The sequence below is a fragment of the Pseudomonas sp. HS-18 genome, from assembly GCF_020401845.1.
In the GTDB taxonomy this organism is placed as follows: Bacteria; Pseudomonadota; Gammaproteobacteria; order Pseudomonadales; family Pseudomonadaceae; genus Pseudomonas; species Pseudomonas nitroreducens.
On the sequence record NZ_CP084413.1, the window covers coordinates 1612153 to 1626551 of the forward strand.

Annotated in this window: 14 protein-coding genes; 6 read left to right on the forward strand and 8 right to left on the reverse strand. The window is 65.1% G+C overall.

The genetic code is table 11. The annotated features are described in order from the left end of the window. Positions 1–141: 141 nt before the first annotated feature. Both LDJ84_RS07520 and glpK read right to left on the reverse strand, forming a co-directional pair. Entirely contained in the window at positions 142–897 is a 756-nt protein-coding gene (locus LDJ84_RS07520; RefSeq protein ID WP_196913484.1) for a DeoR/GlpR family transcriptional regulator, read from the reverse strand. 182 nt (positions 898–1079) lie between these two features. Continuing rightward, positions 1080–2594 carry a glycerol kinase GlpK gene (gene glpK / locus LDJ84_RS07525; RefSeq protein ID WP_226046142.1) on the reverse strand — a complete coding sequence of 505 codons (1515 nt, stop codon included), beginning with the start codon at positions 2592–2594 and terminating at the stop codon, positions 1080–1082. 172 nt (positions 2595–2766) lie between these two features. Between glpK and ybaK the strand changes: the two genes are divergently transcribed. The 3 genes from ybaK (at position 2767) to LDJ84_RS07540 (ending at position 5147) form a co-directional block, all read left to right on the forward strand. Then, a complete protein-coding gene (ybaK, locus tag LDJ84_RS07530; RefSeq protein ID WP_024765392.1) occupies positions 2767–3237 on the forward strand; it encodes a Cys-tRNA(Pro) deacylase in 471 nt (156 codons plus the stop codon). 84 nt (positions 3238–3321) lie between these two features. Next, positions 3322–4107 (forward strand): PhzF family phenazine biosynthesis protein, encoded by a 786-nt coding sequence (locus LDJ84_RS07535; protein WP_169887973.1) that lies wholly within the window; start codon positions 3322–3324, stop codon positions 4105–4107. Positions 4108–4202: 95 nt separating this feature from the next. Next, positions 4203–5147 (forward strand): electron transfer flavoprotein subunit alpha/FixB family protein, encoded by a 945-nt coding sequence (locus tag LDJ84_RS07540; protein WP_226046143.1) that lies wholly within the window; start codon positions 4203–4205, stop codon positions 5145–5147. On the opposite strand, the gene LDJ84_RS07545 is transcribed toward LDJ84_RS07540, so the two are convergent. Further along, the gene (locus LDJ84_RS07545; protein ID WP_037011314.1) at positions 5144–6205 is read right to left on the reverse strand and encodes an ABC transporter ATP-binding protein; all 1062 of its coding nucleotides are present in this window, start codon (positions 6203–6205) and stop codon (positions 5144–5146) included. The genes LDJ84_RS07540 and LDJ84_RS07545 overlap by 4 nt on opposite strands. Before the next feature lie 20 nt (positions 6206–6225). Further along, positions 6226–7143 carry an ornithine carbamoyltransferase gene (gene argF, locus LDJ84_RS07550; RefSeq protein WP_024765396.1) on the reverse strand — a complete coding sequence of 306 codons (918 nt, stop codon included), beginning with the start codon at positions 7141–7143 and terminating at the stop codon, positions 6226–6228. A 313-nt stretch (positions 7144–7456) separates the two neighbouring features. Between argF and LDJ84_RS07555 the strand changes: the two genes are divergently transcribed. From LDJ84_RS07555 to LDJ84_RS07565, 3 genes are all read left to right on the forward strand, one after another. Further along, the gene (locus LDJ84_RS07555; RefSeq protein WP_084359624.1) at positions 7457–9550 is read left to right on the forward strand and encodes a molybdopterin oxidoreductase family protein; all 2094 of its coding nucleotides are present in this window, start codon (positions 7457–7459) and stop codon (positions 9548–9550) included. A 135-nt stretch (positions 9551–9685) separates the two neighbouring features. Continuing rightward, positions 9686–10012 (forward strand): Grx4 family monothiol glutaredoxin, encoded by a 327-nt coding sequence (gene grxD / locus LDJ84_RS07560; protein WP_024765398.1) that lies wholly within the window; start codon positions 9686–9688, stop codon positions 10010–10012. Between the two features lie 64 nt (positions 10013–10076). Then, positions 10077–11240, forward strand: a complete 1164-nt coding sequence (locus tag LDJ84_RS07565; RefSeq protein WP_024765399.1) for an MFS transporter — start codon at positions 10077–10079, stop codon at positions 11238–11240. 48 nt (positions 11241–11288) lie between these two features. Here the strand turns inward: LDJ84_RS07565 and bfrB are convergent, their stop codons facing one another. The 4 genes from bfrB to pyrC all read right to left on the reverse strand — a co-directional run bounded on the left by bfrB (position 11289) and on the right by pyrC (position 14286). Further along, positions 11289–11765, reverse strand: coding sequence for a bacterioferritin BfrB (gene bfrB, locus LDJ84_RS07570; RefSeq protein WP_024765400.1), 477 nt, complete (start codon positions 11763–11765; stop codon positions 11289–11291). 218 nt (positions 11766–11983) lie between these two features. Further along, positions 11984–12199, reverse strand: coding sequence for a bacterioferritin-associated ferredoxin (locus tag LDJ84_RS07575; RefSeq protein ID WP_024765401.1), 216 nt, complete (start codon positions 12197–12199; stop codon positions 11984–11986). Positions 12200–12562: 363 nt separating this feature from the next. Continuing rightward, complete coding sequence (gene rnt / locus LDJ84_RS07580; RefSeq protein WP_024765402.1) at positions 12563–13243, reverse strand: ribonuclease T; 681 nt, start codon at positions 13241–13243, stop codon at positions 12563–12565. Beyond that, the gene (gene pyrC / locus LDJ84_RS07585; RefSeq protein WP_038803777.1) at positions 13240–14286 is read right to left on the reverse strand and encodes a dihydroorotase; all 1047 of its coding nucleotides are present in this window, start codon (positions 14284–14286) and stop codon (positions 13240–13242) included. The genes rnt and pyrC overlap by 4 nt, the downstream gene beginning before the upstream one ends. Positions 14287–14399: the final 113 nt, after the last annotated feature.

Sequence of the window (14399 nt, forward strand, 5' to 3'; positions counted from 1 at the left end):
GGGCCGCCTGGTGTTGAAAGTGAATCTTTTATGTTCGTTTTCGAAAATATCCTAGTTCAGTGAACGAAAAATGACCAGCCTTTGGCGCGAATTCGCGCAGGCATTCGTCTGGATGTTCGAAAGTGAAATGACTGGGAAGTCTCAGACCAGCTCGAGCTGAACCTTGTGCTGGCTCATCAGGCGCGCTACGGCGGCGGGTGGCGGGCTGTCGGTGAAGACCCGGTTGACCAGGGAGATCGGGCCCAGGCGCACCATGGCGTTGCGGCCGAACTTGCTGGAGTCGGCGGCGAGGAATACCTGCCGCGCGTTATCGATGATGGCGCGGGAGACGCGCACTTCCTGGTAGTCGAAGTCCAGCAGGCTGCCGTCTTCGTCGATGCCGCTGATGCCCACCACGGCGAAGTCGACGCGAAATTGCTCGATGAAATCCACTGCCGCCTGCCCGACCACACCGCCGTCGCTGCGCACCGTGCCGCCGGCGATCAGTACTTCGAAATCGTCCTTGCCGGCGAGGATGCTGGCGACGTGCAGGTTGTTGCTGATGACCTTCAGGTTCCGGTGGCCGAGCAGGGCGCGGGCGATGGCTTCGGTGGTGGTGCCGATGTTGATGAACAGCGAGGCGTTGTCCGGGATGTGCGCGGCGATGGCATCGGCGATGCGCTGCTTCTCGTCGCGCATCTGGTCGGCGCGGGTGTTGTAGGCGGTGTTCTCGATGCTCGAGTCCCAGGCCGCGCCGCCGTGGTAGCGGCGCAGCAGGTTCTGCTCGGCCAGTTGGTTGATGTCGCGGCGGATGGTCTGCGGTGTGACGGCGAACTGCTGGGCGAGCTCTTCGATGCTCAGGTAGCCGCGTTCGCGGACCAGATCGAGGATGTTCTGCTGGCGGGGTGGCAGGTTCATGCGGTTCGCTCGTGCGGACGGGCCGGGAGGGCAAGGATGCCGCACTGAGCCGACGCTGTCATGGACTTGTAGGAGCGAGGGGGACGCCATCGTCATTGCTCACGGACCCCGCCGGGTTCTGTGGAAATCAAGCGGTTCGCGAACAAGGACTGGGCGTCCCCCTCGGTCCTACAGCAGAGCAATCAGTCTTCCGCTGCCCAGCCACGGGTGCGTTCGACGGCTTTTTGCCAGCCCTTGTATAGCCGCGCGCGCTCGGCTTCGTCGCAGGCCGGCTGGAATACTCGCTCGATCACTGCCTTGTTCTTCAGCTCTGCGAGGTCGCCCCAGAAGCCACAGGCCAGGCCCGCCAGCACGGCGGCGCCGAGGGCGGTGGTCTCGCGCATCTGTGGGCGCTCCACCGGAGTGCCGAGGATGTCGGCCTGGAACTGCATGAGGAAGTTGTTGGCTACCGCGCCACCGTCCACGCGCAGCGCGCGCAGCGGTTCGCTGGCGTCCTGCTGCATGGCGTCGAGCACGTCGCGGGTCTGGTAGGCGATGGATTCCAGGGTGGCGCGGATCAGGTGATCGGCCTTCACTCCGCGGGTCAGGCCGAACAGGGCGCCGCGGGCATACGGGTCCCAGTAGGGCGCGCCGAGGCCGGTGAAGGCGGGGACCAGGTAGACGCCGTTGCTGTCCTTCACCTTGGTGGCGAAGTACTCGGAGTCGTGGGCATCGTTGATCACCTTCAGTTCGTCGCGCAGCCACTGCACGGTAGAGCCGCCGTTGAACACTGCGCCCTCCAGCGCATAGGCGACTTCGCCACGCGGGCCGCAGGCGATGGTGGTGAGCAGGCCGTGGGTGGACTTCACCGCCTTGTCGCCGGTGTTCATCAGCAGGAAGCAGCCCGTGCCGTAGGTGTTCTTCGCCTGACCCGGTTCCACGCACATCTGGCCGAACAGTGCGGCCTGCTGGTCGCCGGCGATCCCGGCGATGGGCGTGCGGTGCACCCCGAGGCCGCCGACCTTGGCGTGGCCGTAGACTTCGGAAGATGCGCGTACCTGCGGCAGCATGGCGCGCGGCACATCCAGCGCGGCGAGCAGGCGCTCGTCCCAGTCAAGCGTGTGGATATCGAACATCAGGGTGCGCGAGGCATTGGTGTAGTCGGTGACGTGCACCTCGCCTTCAGTGAGCTTCCAGATCAGCCAGCTGTCGATCGTGCCGAACAGCAGCTCGCCGCGCTGCGCACGTTCCCGGGCGCCTTCGACGTTGTCGAGGATCCACTTGAGCTTGGTGCCGGAGAAGTAGGGGTCGATGACCAGCCCCGTGGTATCGCGGATGTGCTGTTCCAGGCCATCGCGCTTGAGCTGCTCGCAGATGGCCGCGCTGCGCCGGCATTGCCAGACGATGGCATTGTGGATCGGCCGGCCGCTGGCCTTGTCCCACACCAGGGTGGTTTCGCGCTGGTTGGTGATGCCGATGGCCGCCACCTCTGCAACGCTGATGTTGGCCTGGGCGAGCGCCTCGACCAGGGTCGAGCTCTGGGTCGCCCAGATTTCCATCGGGTCGTGCTCGACCCAGCCCGGCTGCGGGTAGATCTGCGCGAACTCGCGCTGGGCCACGCTGACCACGTTGGCGTCATGGTCGAAGATGATGGCGCGCGAGCTGGTGGTGCCCTGGTCGAGGGCGACGACGTATTTCTTGTTCGTAAGGTTCGTCATGGCGGCGGCCTTGTGCGGATTCCGTTCGGCAGTCCCGGCCACGCGGGCCGGAAGGTGAATGGCGCAGACCATACGGGATTCGTCCGCGCCGGTGAAGCGAACACCGTGCAGTGCAGCACGCCTTGGCTTACTGTTATGCGCTGGAAAGCCGCTTGCGAGAAGCCCGCCGATCATGACCCCCGCCATCGACCTGCTGAAGAAGAACCGCGCCGAACACCACGTGCTGAGCTATGAGCACGACCCGAAGGCGCCATCCTATGGCCTGGAGGCTGCCGAGAAACTCAACCTCGACCCTGCGCGGGTGTTCAAGACCCTGCTGGCGGCCAGCGAGAAGGGCGAGTTGCTGGTGGCGGTGGTGCCCGTGGTGGGCACGTTGGATCTCAAGGCGCTGGCCCATGCGGCGGGCGTGAAGAAGGCCGACATGGCCGACCCGAACGCCGCGCAACGCGCCACCGGCTACCTGGTCGGCGGCATCAGCCCTCTGGGGCAGAAGAAACGCTTGCGCACCTTCATCGACGAATCCGCCCGGGGGTTCCCCACCATCCACGTCAGCGCCGGCCGCCGTGGGCTGGAAGTGGAGTTGAGCGCCGAGACGCTGGCCGGGCTGACATCGGCGGCCTTCGCCCCCATCGGTCGCGGTTGAGCGAACGACTGTCTGCTCGCTTCTGTACGGTTCGTCGTTCATCGGCTTCTGTCATGCTCGGACATCACTTTTCAGGAGACTGCCATGCTGCTCGATTTTCACCAGGTAGACGCTTTCACTGATCGCCCGTTCGCCGGCAACCCGGCCATGGTGTACCGCCTCGATGCCTGGTTGAGCGACGAACTGATGCAGCAGATCGCCGCCGAGCACAACCTGTCTGAGACCGCCTTCCTGGTGAGGGAGCCGGCCGGCTGGCGCATCCGCTGGTTCACCCCGACCGCCGAGGTGCCGCTGTGCGGCCATGCCACCCTGGCCAGCGCCCACGTGCTGTTCGAAGTGTTCGACGAGCCGGGCGAAGTGCTGGAGCTGAACTCCCTGTCCGGTCCGCTGCGTGTGACTCGTGAGGAAGGCCGGCTGGCACTGAACTTCCCGGCGCAGCCGCCGAGCGAATCCGGCTCTACGGTGGAGTTGCAGAATGCGCTGGGCGTCGACGTGGTGGACGCACTGAACACCGCCAACCACCTGCTGGTGCTGCTGGAGTCGGAACAGGCGGTGCGCGACTGCCAGCCCGATTTCGCTGCTCTCGCGCGCCTGCCGTACCTGGGTGTGATCGTCACCGCGCGCAGCGACGACTATGACTTCGTTTCGCGCTTCTTCGCCCCGGCCATCGGCCTCAACGAGGACCCGGTGACCGGCGCCGCCCACTGCGTGCTGATCCCCTACTGGTCGCGTCGCCTGAACAAGCTGCAGATGCGCGCCTTCCAGGCCTCCGCACGCGGCGGCGAGCTGTGGTGCCGCCTGGAAGGCGAGCGCGTCAGCATCGCCGGCTACGCACGTCTGGTCGCCAGCGGTCGTCTGCTGGTTGTTTGATCTGTGACCGGGGGGCTTTGCGCTCCCCGGCGTAGGCTGGCCTTCACTGGAAACCGCGCCCGTTCGGCGCGGCTCACCGACCTGGAGGCAGGCCCATGGCCCTTCTGCTCATCGCTGACTATCACGTTACCGACGACTCCGCCGTCCTGGCGCCCGCTACCCTGAACGCTCTGGCCGCCGCCCGGCAGATCGGCGGCGAAGTTCATCTGCTGCTTGCGGGCAGTGGCCTCGAGGAACTGGCGACGCAGGCTTGTGGTGTCGAGGGCGTTGATCGCGTCCTGCTGGCAGACGATCCCGCCTACGACCACCTGCTGGCGGAAAACCTCTCGGCACTGGTGGTGCAACTGGCTCCGCGTTACCGCCACATCCTCGCGCCGGCCACCGCCGTGGGCCGCGATTGCCTGCCGCGCATCGCAGCCTTGCTGGATGTGGACGCGGTCTCCGACGTCATCGCCGTCATCGACGAACAGACCTTCCAGCGCCCGATCTACGCCGGCAATGCCATCGCCACGGTGCGCTGCGAGGGGCCATCGATCGTGCTGGGCATTCGCCCAACCGCTTTCGATCCGCTGGCACTGGCCGGCGGCAATGCCGAACTGGAGCGTATCGGCGGTGCGGGCGATCTCGGTCTGTCGCAGTGGCAGGGCGAGGAACACCCGGACTTCGAGCGCCCTGCGCTGGAGTCGGCGAAGGTCATAGTCGCCGGCGGGCGTGGGCTGCAAACCGAAGAAGGCTTCGCCGCGCTCTATCCGCTGGCGGACCGGCTGCACGGCGCCGTGGGTGCGTCACTGGCAGCGGTAGATGCCGGCTTTGCCCCGGCGGAATTGCAGATTGGCCAGTCCGGGCGCATCGTCGCGCCGGAGCTTTATCTCGCCGTGGGGATCTCAGGGGCCGTGCAGCACGTGGCGGGCATGAAGGACGCCAAGGTCATCGCGGCGATCAATCTCGATCCGGACGCGCCGATCTTCGAGATCGCCGACTATGGCTTGCAGGGCGACCTGTTCGAGTTGTTGCCTGAACTGGAGAAGGCGCTCGCCTAGAGCGCCACGCTGCCCTGCGCCGGGAACAGCACCAGATGCTCGGCGGCGACGCCGATGCCCACTTCATCGCCCGGCTGGTGGTCGGCATGGCTGGGGAACAGCGATTCCAGCTGGGTGCCGGTGGGCAATTGCAGGCGATACAGGGTAGCCGCACCGAGGAACGACTTGCCGACGATGCGCGCCTTCAGCGCGCCATCGGCGGCCGGCACCAGGTCATCCGGGCGCAGCAATACATCCACCGCGCAGCCGTCGGGCAGGCAGTAGGCGCGGTTGCCGCGCAGCAGGCCCAGCTCGGTCTGCACCGCATCGGTCCCGCGCATCTGTCCACGAATGAAATAGCCCTGGCCGACGAAGCTGGCGACGAAGGGCGTCTGCGGCTCGTGGTAGAGATTGAATGGCGTATCCCACTGCTCCAGCAGGCCGTTGCGGAACACACCGACATGATCGCTGACGGCGAAGGCTTCTTCCTGGTCGTGGGTGACCAGAATCGCACTGGTGCCACGCGCCTTGAGGATGTCGCGCACCTCATGGCTGAGCTGGCGGCGCAGCTCCACGTCGAGATTGGAGAAGGGTTCGTCGAGCAGCAGCAGTTGCGGCTGCGGGGCCAGTGCACGGGCCAGGGCCACGCGCTGTTGTTGGCCGCCGGAAAGCTCATGGGGGAAACGCTGGCCGAGGCCGTCGAGCTTCACCAGCTCCAGCAGCTCACCGACGATGCGCTCGCGCTCGGGGTGCTTGCGGATGCCGAAGGCGACGTTATCCGCCACCGACAGGTGCGGGAACAGCGCGTAGTCCTGGAATACCATGCCGATCCGGCGCTTCTCCGGCGACAGGGTGAAGCCGGGGCGGGAAATCACTTCGCCGCCCAGTTCGATACGCCCGCCCTGCACCGGCTCGAAACCGGCGATGGCGCGCAGGGTGGTGGTCTTGCCGCAGCCCGAGGGGCCGAGCAGGCAGCCGATGTCGCCGGCGTTCAGGTGCAGTCTGACGCCTTGCACCACACGCTGCTGTTCATAGCCACAGGAAAGGTCGTCGAGGGTGAGCAGCAGCGGTTTGGTCATCGGGCTCGAAACAGGAGGGCTCAGGCGTAATGCGCGTGCTCGACCAGCAGTTCGAGCAGGGCTTTCTGGGCGTGGAGACGGTTTTCCGCCTGGTCCCAGGCCACGGAGCGCGCGTCGTCCAGCAGGTCTTCGCTGATCTCTTCGCCACGGTGGGCCGGCAGGCAGTGCATGAATAGTACATCCGCCGCCGCGCCATCGAGCAGCGCACGTGTTACCTGATATGGCTGGAACAGGCGCAGGCGCGCGGTTGCTTCGTCCTCCTGGCCCATGGAAGCCCAGACGTCGGTGCTCACCAGATGTGCGCCGGCGACCGCTTCGCGCGGGTCACGGAAGATCTTCACGCGCTCGCCGGCCTGCTCCATCAGAGCAGCGTTGGGCTCGTAGCCTTCCGGGCAGGCCACATTCAGTTGGAAGTCGAAGCGGATCGCCGCCTCGATGTAGCTGTTGCACATGTTGTTGCCGTCGCCGATCCAGGCCACGGTCTTGCCGGCGATGCTGCCGCGGTGCTCATGGAAGGTCTGCATGTCGGCCAGCAACTGGCACGGATGCAGGTCGTCCGACAGGCCGTTGATCACCGGCACGCGGGAGTTCTCGGCGAACTCGATCAGGTTGCTGTGGGCGAAGGTGCGGATCATCACGGCATCGACCATCCGCGACATCACCCGCGCGGCGTCGGCGATCGGCTCGCCACGGCCCAGCTGGGTATCGCGCGGGGAGAGGAAGATGGCCTGGCCGCCGAGCTGGATCATCCCGGCTTCGAAGGAGATTCGCGTCCGGGTCGAGGCCTTCTCGAAGATCATGCCCAGCACGCGGTTCTTCAGCGGTTCGTAGAGCACACCTCGGTCGCGCAGGTCCTTCAGCTCGGTGGCACGGCGGATCAGACCGAGCAGTTCGTCGGTCGTGTAATCCAGCATCGAGAGGAAGTGACGTGCGCTCATGGTTCGTACCTACTACTTATTCTCAGAATCAGGCCGAGGTACCGACCGGCTTTCGTGAGAAAAAACGGGCTGAACCTGCGGCGGGACCGCATGGAGCGGAAAATGGGGGAAGGCGCGATCCTATAAGGAAATGACGGATCTACGCAAGTTTCACCCGGAAGGCCCGTCGGGCGGGGCTTGACCATGGTCGTTCCTGATGCCGCGCAATTCACCCGACGGAAGCTGGTGGTGCTTCGCCGGGACTGGATTCATAGTGCTTGCGACCCCGCGACCGGCTCCATGAGCGCCGGCGACAACAATAACGAGGCGAGCCATGAGCAAGACCCTCCACCACCGTGCGTGCCATCTGTGCGAGGCCATCTGCGGCCTGACCATCGAGACCGAGGACGAGCGCATTCTGTCCATCAAGGGTGACGCCCAGGACAGCTTCAGCCGTGGCCACATCTGCCCCAAGGCGGTGGCGCTGCAGGATATCCAGAACGACCCGGACCGCCTGCGCCAGCCGGTGCGCCGTGTCGGCAACGAGTGGCAGCCGATCGGCTGGGACGAGGCCTTCGAGCTGGTGGCCACGCGCCTGGCGGAAATCCGCGAGCGCCACGGTAGCAACGCCGTGGCGGTGTACCAGGGCAATCCGAGCGTGCACAACTACGGGTTGATGACCCACAGCAACTATTTCCTCGGCCAGTTGAAGACCCGCAACCGCTACTCGGCGACCTCGGTGGACCAACTGCCGCATCATCTGGTCAGCCAGCAGATGTTCGGCCATGGCCTGCTGATCCCGATTCCGGACATCGACCACACCGACTTCATGCTGATCCTGGGCGGCAACCCGCTGGCGTCCAACGGCAGCATCATGACCGTGCCGGACGTGGAGAAACGTCTGAAGGCCGTGAAGGCGCGCGGCGGCAAGCTGGTGGTGGTCGACCCGCGTCGCACCGAGACGGCGGCGATTGCGGACCAGCACCTGTTCGTGCGCCCCGGCGAAGATGCCGCGCTGTTGCTGGGCATCCTCGACACGCTGCTCAGCGAAGGTCTGACCCGCGAATCCTCGTTGCCGGTCAACGGCCTGGGCGCGGTGCGTGAGGCGCTGGCGCCCTTCAAGGTCGAATCCATGGCCGTTCGCTGCGGCGTGCCGGCCGACGCCATCCGCCAGTTGGCGCGGGATTTCGCCGCCGCCGACAAGGCCGTCTGCTACGGGCGTATGGGCGTTTCCACCCAGGTTTTCGGAAGCCTCTGTCAGTGGTTGGTGCAATTGATCAACCTGGTCACCGGCAACCTCGACCGCGTCGGCGGCACCCTGTGCACCACGCCGGCGGTGGACCTGGTGGCGACCACGGCGGGTGGCGCGTTCAACCGCTGGCAGAGCCGTGTGTCCGGCCTGCCGGAATATGGCGGCGAATTGCCGGTGGCAGCGCTGGCCGAAGAGATGCTCACCGAAGGCGAAGGGCAGGTGCGTGCGCTGGTGACAGTGGCGGGCAACCCGGTGCTGTCCACGCCCAATGGCCGACGCCTGGAACAGGCGCTGGACGGCCTGGAGTTCATGCTCAGCGTGGACCTCTATATCAACGAAACCACGCGCTACGCCGACCTGATCCTGCCGCCCACCGCGCCACTGGAGCACGATCATTACGACACCACCTTCAATGTCTTCGCGGTGCGCAATGTCACCCGCTTCAACGAGGCGATCCTGCCGAAACCCGAGGGCGCATTGCACGACTGGGAAATCTTCGTCGGTCTGGCCAAGGCTTATGCGGCACGCAGCGGCACCGAGCTGAAACCGACTATGGCGCCGGAACAGATGATCGAGATGGGCCTGCGCTTCGGCCCTTATGGCGATGCCAGCGAGCACAAGCTCAACCTGGCGCGGCTGCGCGAACACCCCCATGGGCTGGACCTGGGGCCGTTGCAGCCGAACCTGGCGCCGCGGCTGAAGACGGCCAGCCGCAGCATCGAGGCGGCGCCGGAAATCTTCCTCAATGACCTGCGTCGCTTCGCCGATACCCAGTCGCCGGCCATTGACCAGCTGCTGCTGATCGGTCGCCGCCATGTGCGCAGCAACAACTCCTGGATGCACAACTATCACCGCCTGGTGAAGGGCAAGCCGCGGCACCAACTGCTCATGCACCCGCAGGACCTCGCCTCGCGCGGGCTGGTGGACGGGCAGAAGGTACGTGTGCGCTCGCGGGTCGGCAGTATCGAGATCGAGGTGGCGGCCAGCGACGAAGTCATGGCCGGGGTCGTCAGCCTGCCCCACGGCTGGGGGCACGCACGGCCGGGCGTGCAGCTGTCGATTGCTCGCGAGCAGGGCGGCGCCAGTGCCAATGACCTCACCGACGAGCGACATCTGGATGCGCTCTCCGGAAACACCGCGCTGAACGGTGTGCCAGTGGAGGTCGAGGCGGCCTGACAGGCTGTCGCAAGGCATCTGCAAAGCCGAGCGTAGCGCTCGGCTTTGCAGTACAATGCGCGGTACCGTGCCGGCCATCGCCATCCGAGGAGGCGGCTGCCGGATCAGTATCTGATAGTTCAGCCGAGGAAGTTCATGGATATCATCGATACCATCAAAGAGCAGATCGCCAACAACCCTGTCCTGCTGTACATGAAGGGTTCGCCGAATGCTCCGCAGTGCGGTTTCTCGTCCCGCGCCGCCCAGGTCCTGATGGCTTGTGGCGAGAAGTTCGCCTACGTCGACATCCTGCAGAATCCGGAAATCCGCGCCAACCTGCCCAAGTACGCCAACTGGCCGACCTTCCCGCAACTGTGGGTCGGTGGCGAGCTGGTCGGTGGCAGCGACATCCTGGCCGAGATGTTCGAAAAGGGTGAGCTGCAACCGCTGATCAAGGACGCCGTAGGCAAGGCCAACGCCTGAGTCTTTCGTGCTGTCGCACAAAGCCCCGCCTTGGCGGGGCTTTGTTTTTGGGAAGAGATAAAGGATGAGTGAACAATCACGGGCCAACGCCGCACGCTGGGCGTGTGGCTATTGCTTCGCCATGGGCGGCATGGTGCATGGCAGCCTGATGGGCCGGGTGCCGGCGCTGAAGAACATGACCGGCGTGGACGAGCAGCAACTGGGCCAGGCGTTGCTGGGCGCCGGAGTGGGCGCGCTGCTGGCATTCGTTTTCGCCGGGGCATTGGTACGGCGTTATGGCAGCCGGGCGATCACGGTGGTTTCCGGGTTGGCGCTGATGGCTTGCTTCCCATTGCTCGGGCTGGCGCCTAACGTCTGGTACCTGGCAGCGGGGCTGCTGCTGGTTGGCCTGACCTTCGCCACCATGGACGTGGCCATGAACACCCAGGCGGTGGAAGTGGAGCGGCGCCTCGGCCGGCCGTGCATCTCCAGCCTGCATGGCATGTACAGCCTGGGCGGACTCACCGGCGCCATCGGCGCGGCGATCTTTGCCGGCATGGCGCCTGTCTGGCACTTCACCCTGCTGGCAGTCATCGCGGTGGCGATCCTGCCGTTCTTCGCCCGTCATCTGTTCGAAGGGCGCCCGGAGCCCACGGAGGAGGAGGCGCCAGCCCAACGTGGCTGGCGCCTGCCGCCACCGGCACTGATAGGTCTTGGGGTGCTGACGCTGTGCGCGTTCGTTTCCGAAGGCGCGGTCGCCGACTGGGGCGCCCTGTTGCTGCACCAGGTCATGGGAGCGTCGGAGCGAGTGGCGGCACTGGGCTTCGCGGCGTTCTCCGCGACCATGGTGCTGGGGCGTCTGTTCGGTGACCGCCTGCGCGTGCGCTTCGCCGACGAGGCGCTGGTACGCAACCTGGCGCTACTGGCCATCGCGGGGATGCTGCTGGCGCTGTTCAGCCCGTGGATTTCCGGCGCGATTGCCGGTTTCGCCCTCGTGGGCGCGGGGTTGTCGGTGGTGGTGCCGATCCTGATCGGCGCGGCAGGCAACCGGCCGGGCGTCGAGCCTTCGCGCGGCGTGGCCGCAGTGGCGTCGTTCGGCTATGGCGGCTTGTTGCTGGGCCCGCCGTTGATCGGCTTCCTCGCCGAGCACGTGGGGCTGCGCCTGTCGCTGCTGGTGGTGATCGGACTGTGCGCTGGCCTGGTATTCAAGGCCGGGCTGGTGCGGCGTCCGCCGAAGGCGAACGGCTAGAAGGGAAGGGCACCGGCGTCCACAACCGCGCCGGTGCCTTGTTCCTGATCAGTCGTCTTCGTGCATGTGCGACTGCAGGTAGTTTTCCAGACCGACTTTCTGGATCAGGCCGAGCTGGGTTTCCAGGTAGTCGATGTGCTCTTCCTCGGACTCGAGGATGTCCTTGAGCAGGTCGCGGCTGACGTAGTCATGCACGCTTTCGCAATGCACGATGGCGTCGCGCAGGTCCTTGGTGGCCTTGAGCTCCAGGTTCAGGTCGCACTGCAGCATTTCCTGGGTGTTCTCGCCGATCAGCAGCTTGCCCAGGTCCTGCAGGTTGGGCAGGCCTTCGAGGAACAGGATGCGTTCGATGAGCTTGTCGGCGTGCTTCATCTCATCGATGGACTCGTGGTACTCGTGCGCGCCGAGGCGCTTCAGGCCCCAGTCGTTCCACATGCGCGAGTGCAGGAAGTACTGGTTGATGGCGATCAGCTCGTTGCCGAGGATCTTGTTCAGATGCTGGATGACTTTCTTGTCGCCTTTCATGCCGGGGTCCTGCCGTGTGGAGTGGGAGAGATTGAAATTCTCGCCCCCTTATAACCATATGTCAAACATAAGTGCTTGAATTTGTTATAAAAAGGAATATGAATGCGAATGTTTTCATTCCGCATCCCGGCGCTAAATCCCTGAATTTCAGGCATAAAAAAACCGGGCCAGTGCCCGGTTTCTTCGGAATTCCTGCTGAACGGATCAGCGGTATTTTTTCAGCTCGCCGCGTAGGCCAGGTTGTAGTTCATGCTCTGGGCGCTTTGCAGTTCGCCGAGCGTATCGCGAACGACCTGTTTGGCCAGGCACGCGCACTTTCCGCATTGGGTGCCGACGCCGGTGCACTCGCGCACCTCGCGATAGTTGCAAGCACCATCGTAGATCGCATCGCGGATCTGAGTATCGGTGACACCTTGGCAGAGGCAGACGTACATGGTTGCACTACAGTCGCTGTGGGGTTGTTGGAAGCGATACTAATAATAATGAGAATGATTGTCAAAAGTTCTCGAGTACGCATCCGGGATGTCTGACAAATGGTCATTGGGTTCAATGACTTAGCATCTAACCCGCGTGGATTGCGGGCTGCGCGCATAGGCACCGGGAGCGATATGTTTTTTGCAGGAGCGAGCTTGCTCGCGAACAGGGGCAGCTATGGCGCCAATCCCGCCTGTCAGGCATCCGAAGGCGCTGGGGTTCGCGAGGGCAAGCTCGCTCCTGCAGGTAAGGCGGGGTGTTGATGCCGGCTCCATGAAAAAGCCCCGCCAGTGCGGGGCTTTTTCATGGAGCGTTGAAGCCGATCAGTGATCGTCTTCCATCCAGCCACCGAACTCCTTCCAGCGGTTGACGATGCCGCAGAACAGCTCGGCGGTCTTCTCGGTGTCGTAGCGCGCCGAGTGCGCTTCGCGGTTGTCGAACTCGATGCCGGCGGTCTGGCAGGCTTTCGCCAGGACGGTCTGGCCGTAGGCGAGACCTGCGAGGGTCGCAGTATCGAAGCTGGAGAAGGGATGGAATGGGTTGCGCTTCACGCCGCTGCGGTTCACCGCTGCATTGAGGAAGCCCAGGTCGAAGCTGCTGTTGTGGCCGACCAGGATCGCCCGCTTGCAGCCGTTGGACTTCAGCGACTTGCGGATGCCACGGAAGATCTCGGTCAGAGCCTGTTCTTCCGGCACGGCCATGCGCAGCGGGTGGTCCAGCTTGATGCCGGTGAACTCCAGCGCGGCCTGCTCGATGTTGGCGCCTTCGAAGGGCTCCACACGGAAGAAGTAGGTGTGCTCGGGGAACAGGTAGCCGCTTTCGTCCATGCCGATGGTGACGGCGGCGATTTCCAGCAGGGCGTCGGTGGCGGCATTGAAGCCGCCGGTCTCGACGTCCACCACGACCGGCAGGTAGCCGCGGAAGCGACGTGCCATCGGGTGGCGCGGGCCGGGCGGGAAAGAACCGTCGAGTTCTTCTTCGAAGATTTCGTTCTCGTCACTCATGCCACGGTCTCCAGCAGGCGCCAGCGCAGTTTCTCGCCGGCACGCAGCGGGACTACATCGAAGTCGCCGAACGGCAGGGCCGCCGGCGCTTCCCATTCTTCACGCACCAGGGTGATGCGGTCGCTGTTGCGCGGCAGGCCGTAGAAGTCCGGGCCGTGCAGGCTGGCGAAGCCCTCCAGCTTGTCCAGCGCATTGCGTTGCTCGAAGGCTTCCGCGTACAGCTCGATGGCGGCGTAGGCGGTGTAGCAGCCGGCGCAACCACAGGCGGCTTCCTTGGCGTGGCGCGCGTGGGGTGCCGAGTCGGTGCCGAGGAAGAACTTCGGGCTGCCACTGGTGGCCGCATCCAGCAGGGCTTCCTGGTGGGTGTTGCGCTTGAGGATCGGCAGGCAGTAGAAGTGCGGGCGGATGCCGCCAACCAGCATGTGGTTGCGGTTGTACAGCAGGTGGTGCGCGGTGATGGTGGCGCCGACGTTGGCCGGGGCGGCCTTGACGAAGGCGGCGGCATCGCCGGTGGTGATGTGCTCGAAGACTACCTTGAGAGTCGGGAAGCGCTCGACCACGCGGGTCAGGTGTTCGTCGATGAAGCGTTTCTCGCGGTCGAATACGTCGACGTCCGCGCGGGTTACTTCACCGTGTACCAGCAGCGGCAGGCCGACTTCGGCCATGGCTTCGAGGACATGGAAGATGTTGTCGACGCTGGTCACACCGGAATCGGAGTTGGTGGTGGCGCCGGCCGGATAGAGCTTGGCGGCGTGTACGAAGCCCGAGGCCTTGGCGGCGCGGACTTCCTCGGCGCTGGTGCGGTCGGTGAGGTAGAGCACCATCAGCGGCTCGAAGCGGCTGCCGGCCGGGCGGGCGGCCAGAATGCGCTGGCGGTAGGCGTCGGCTTCGGCGGCGTTGCGTACCGGCGGGACCAGGTTCGGCATGATGATGGCGCGGCCGAAGGTGCGGGCGGCATCGCCGACGGTTTGCGCGAGTGCGGCGCCGTCGCGCAGGTGGATGTGCCAGTCGTCGGGGCGCAGGAGTGTCAGGCGGTCGGACATGCGGATTCCAGGGGTGCGGTTGCAGCGGGAAGAGGGTGAAATGCTACCGGAAAAGGCCGCCGCCGGCACTCGCTATCAAGTTTTGCCGAGGCTGACCGATAGAATCTGGGACG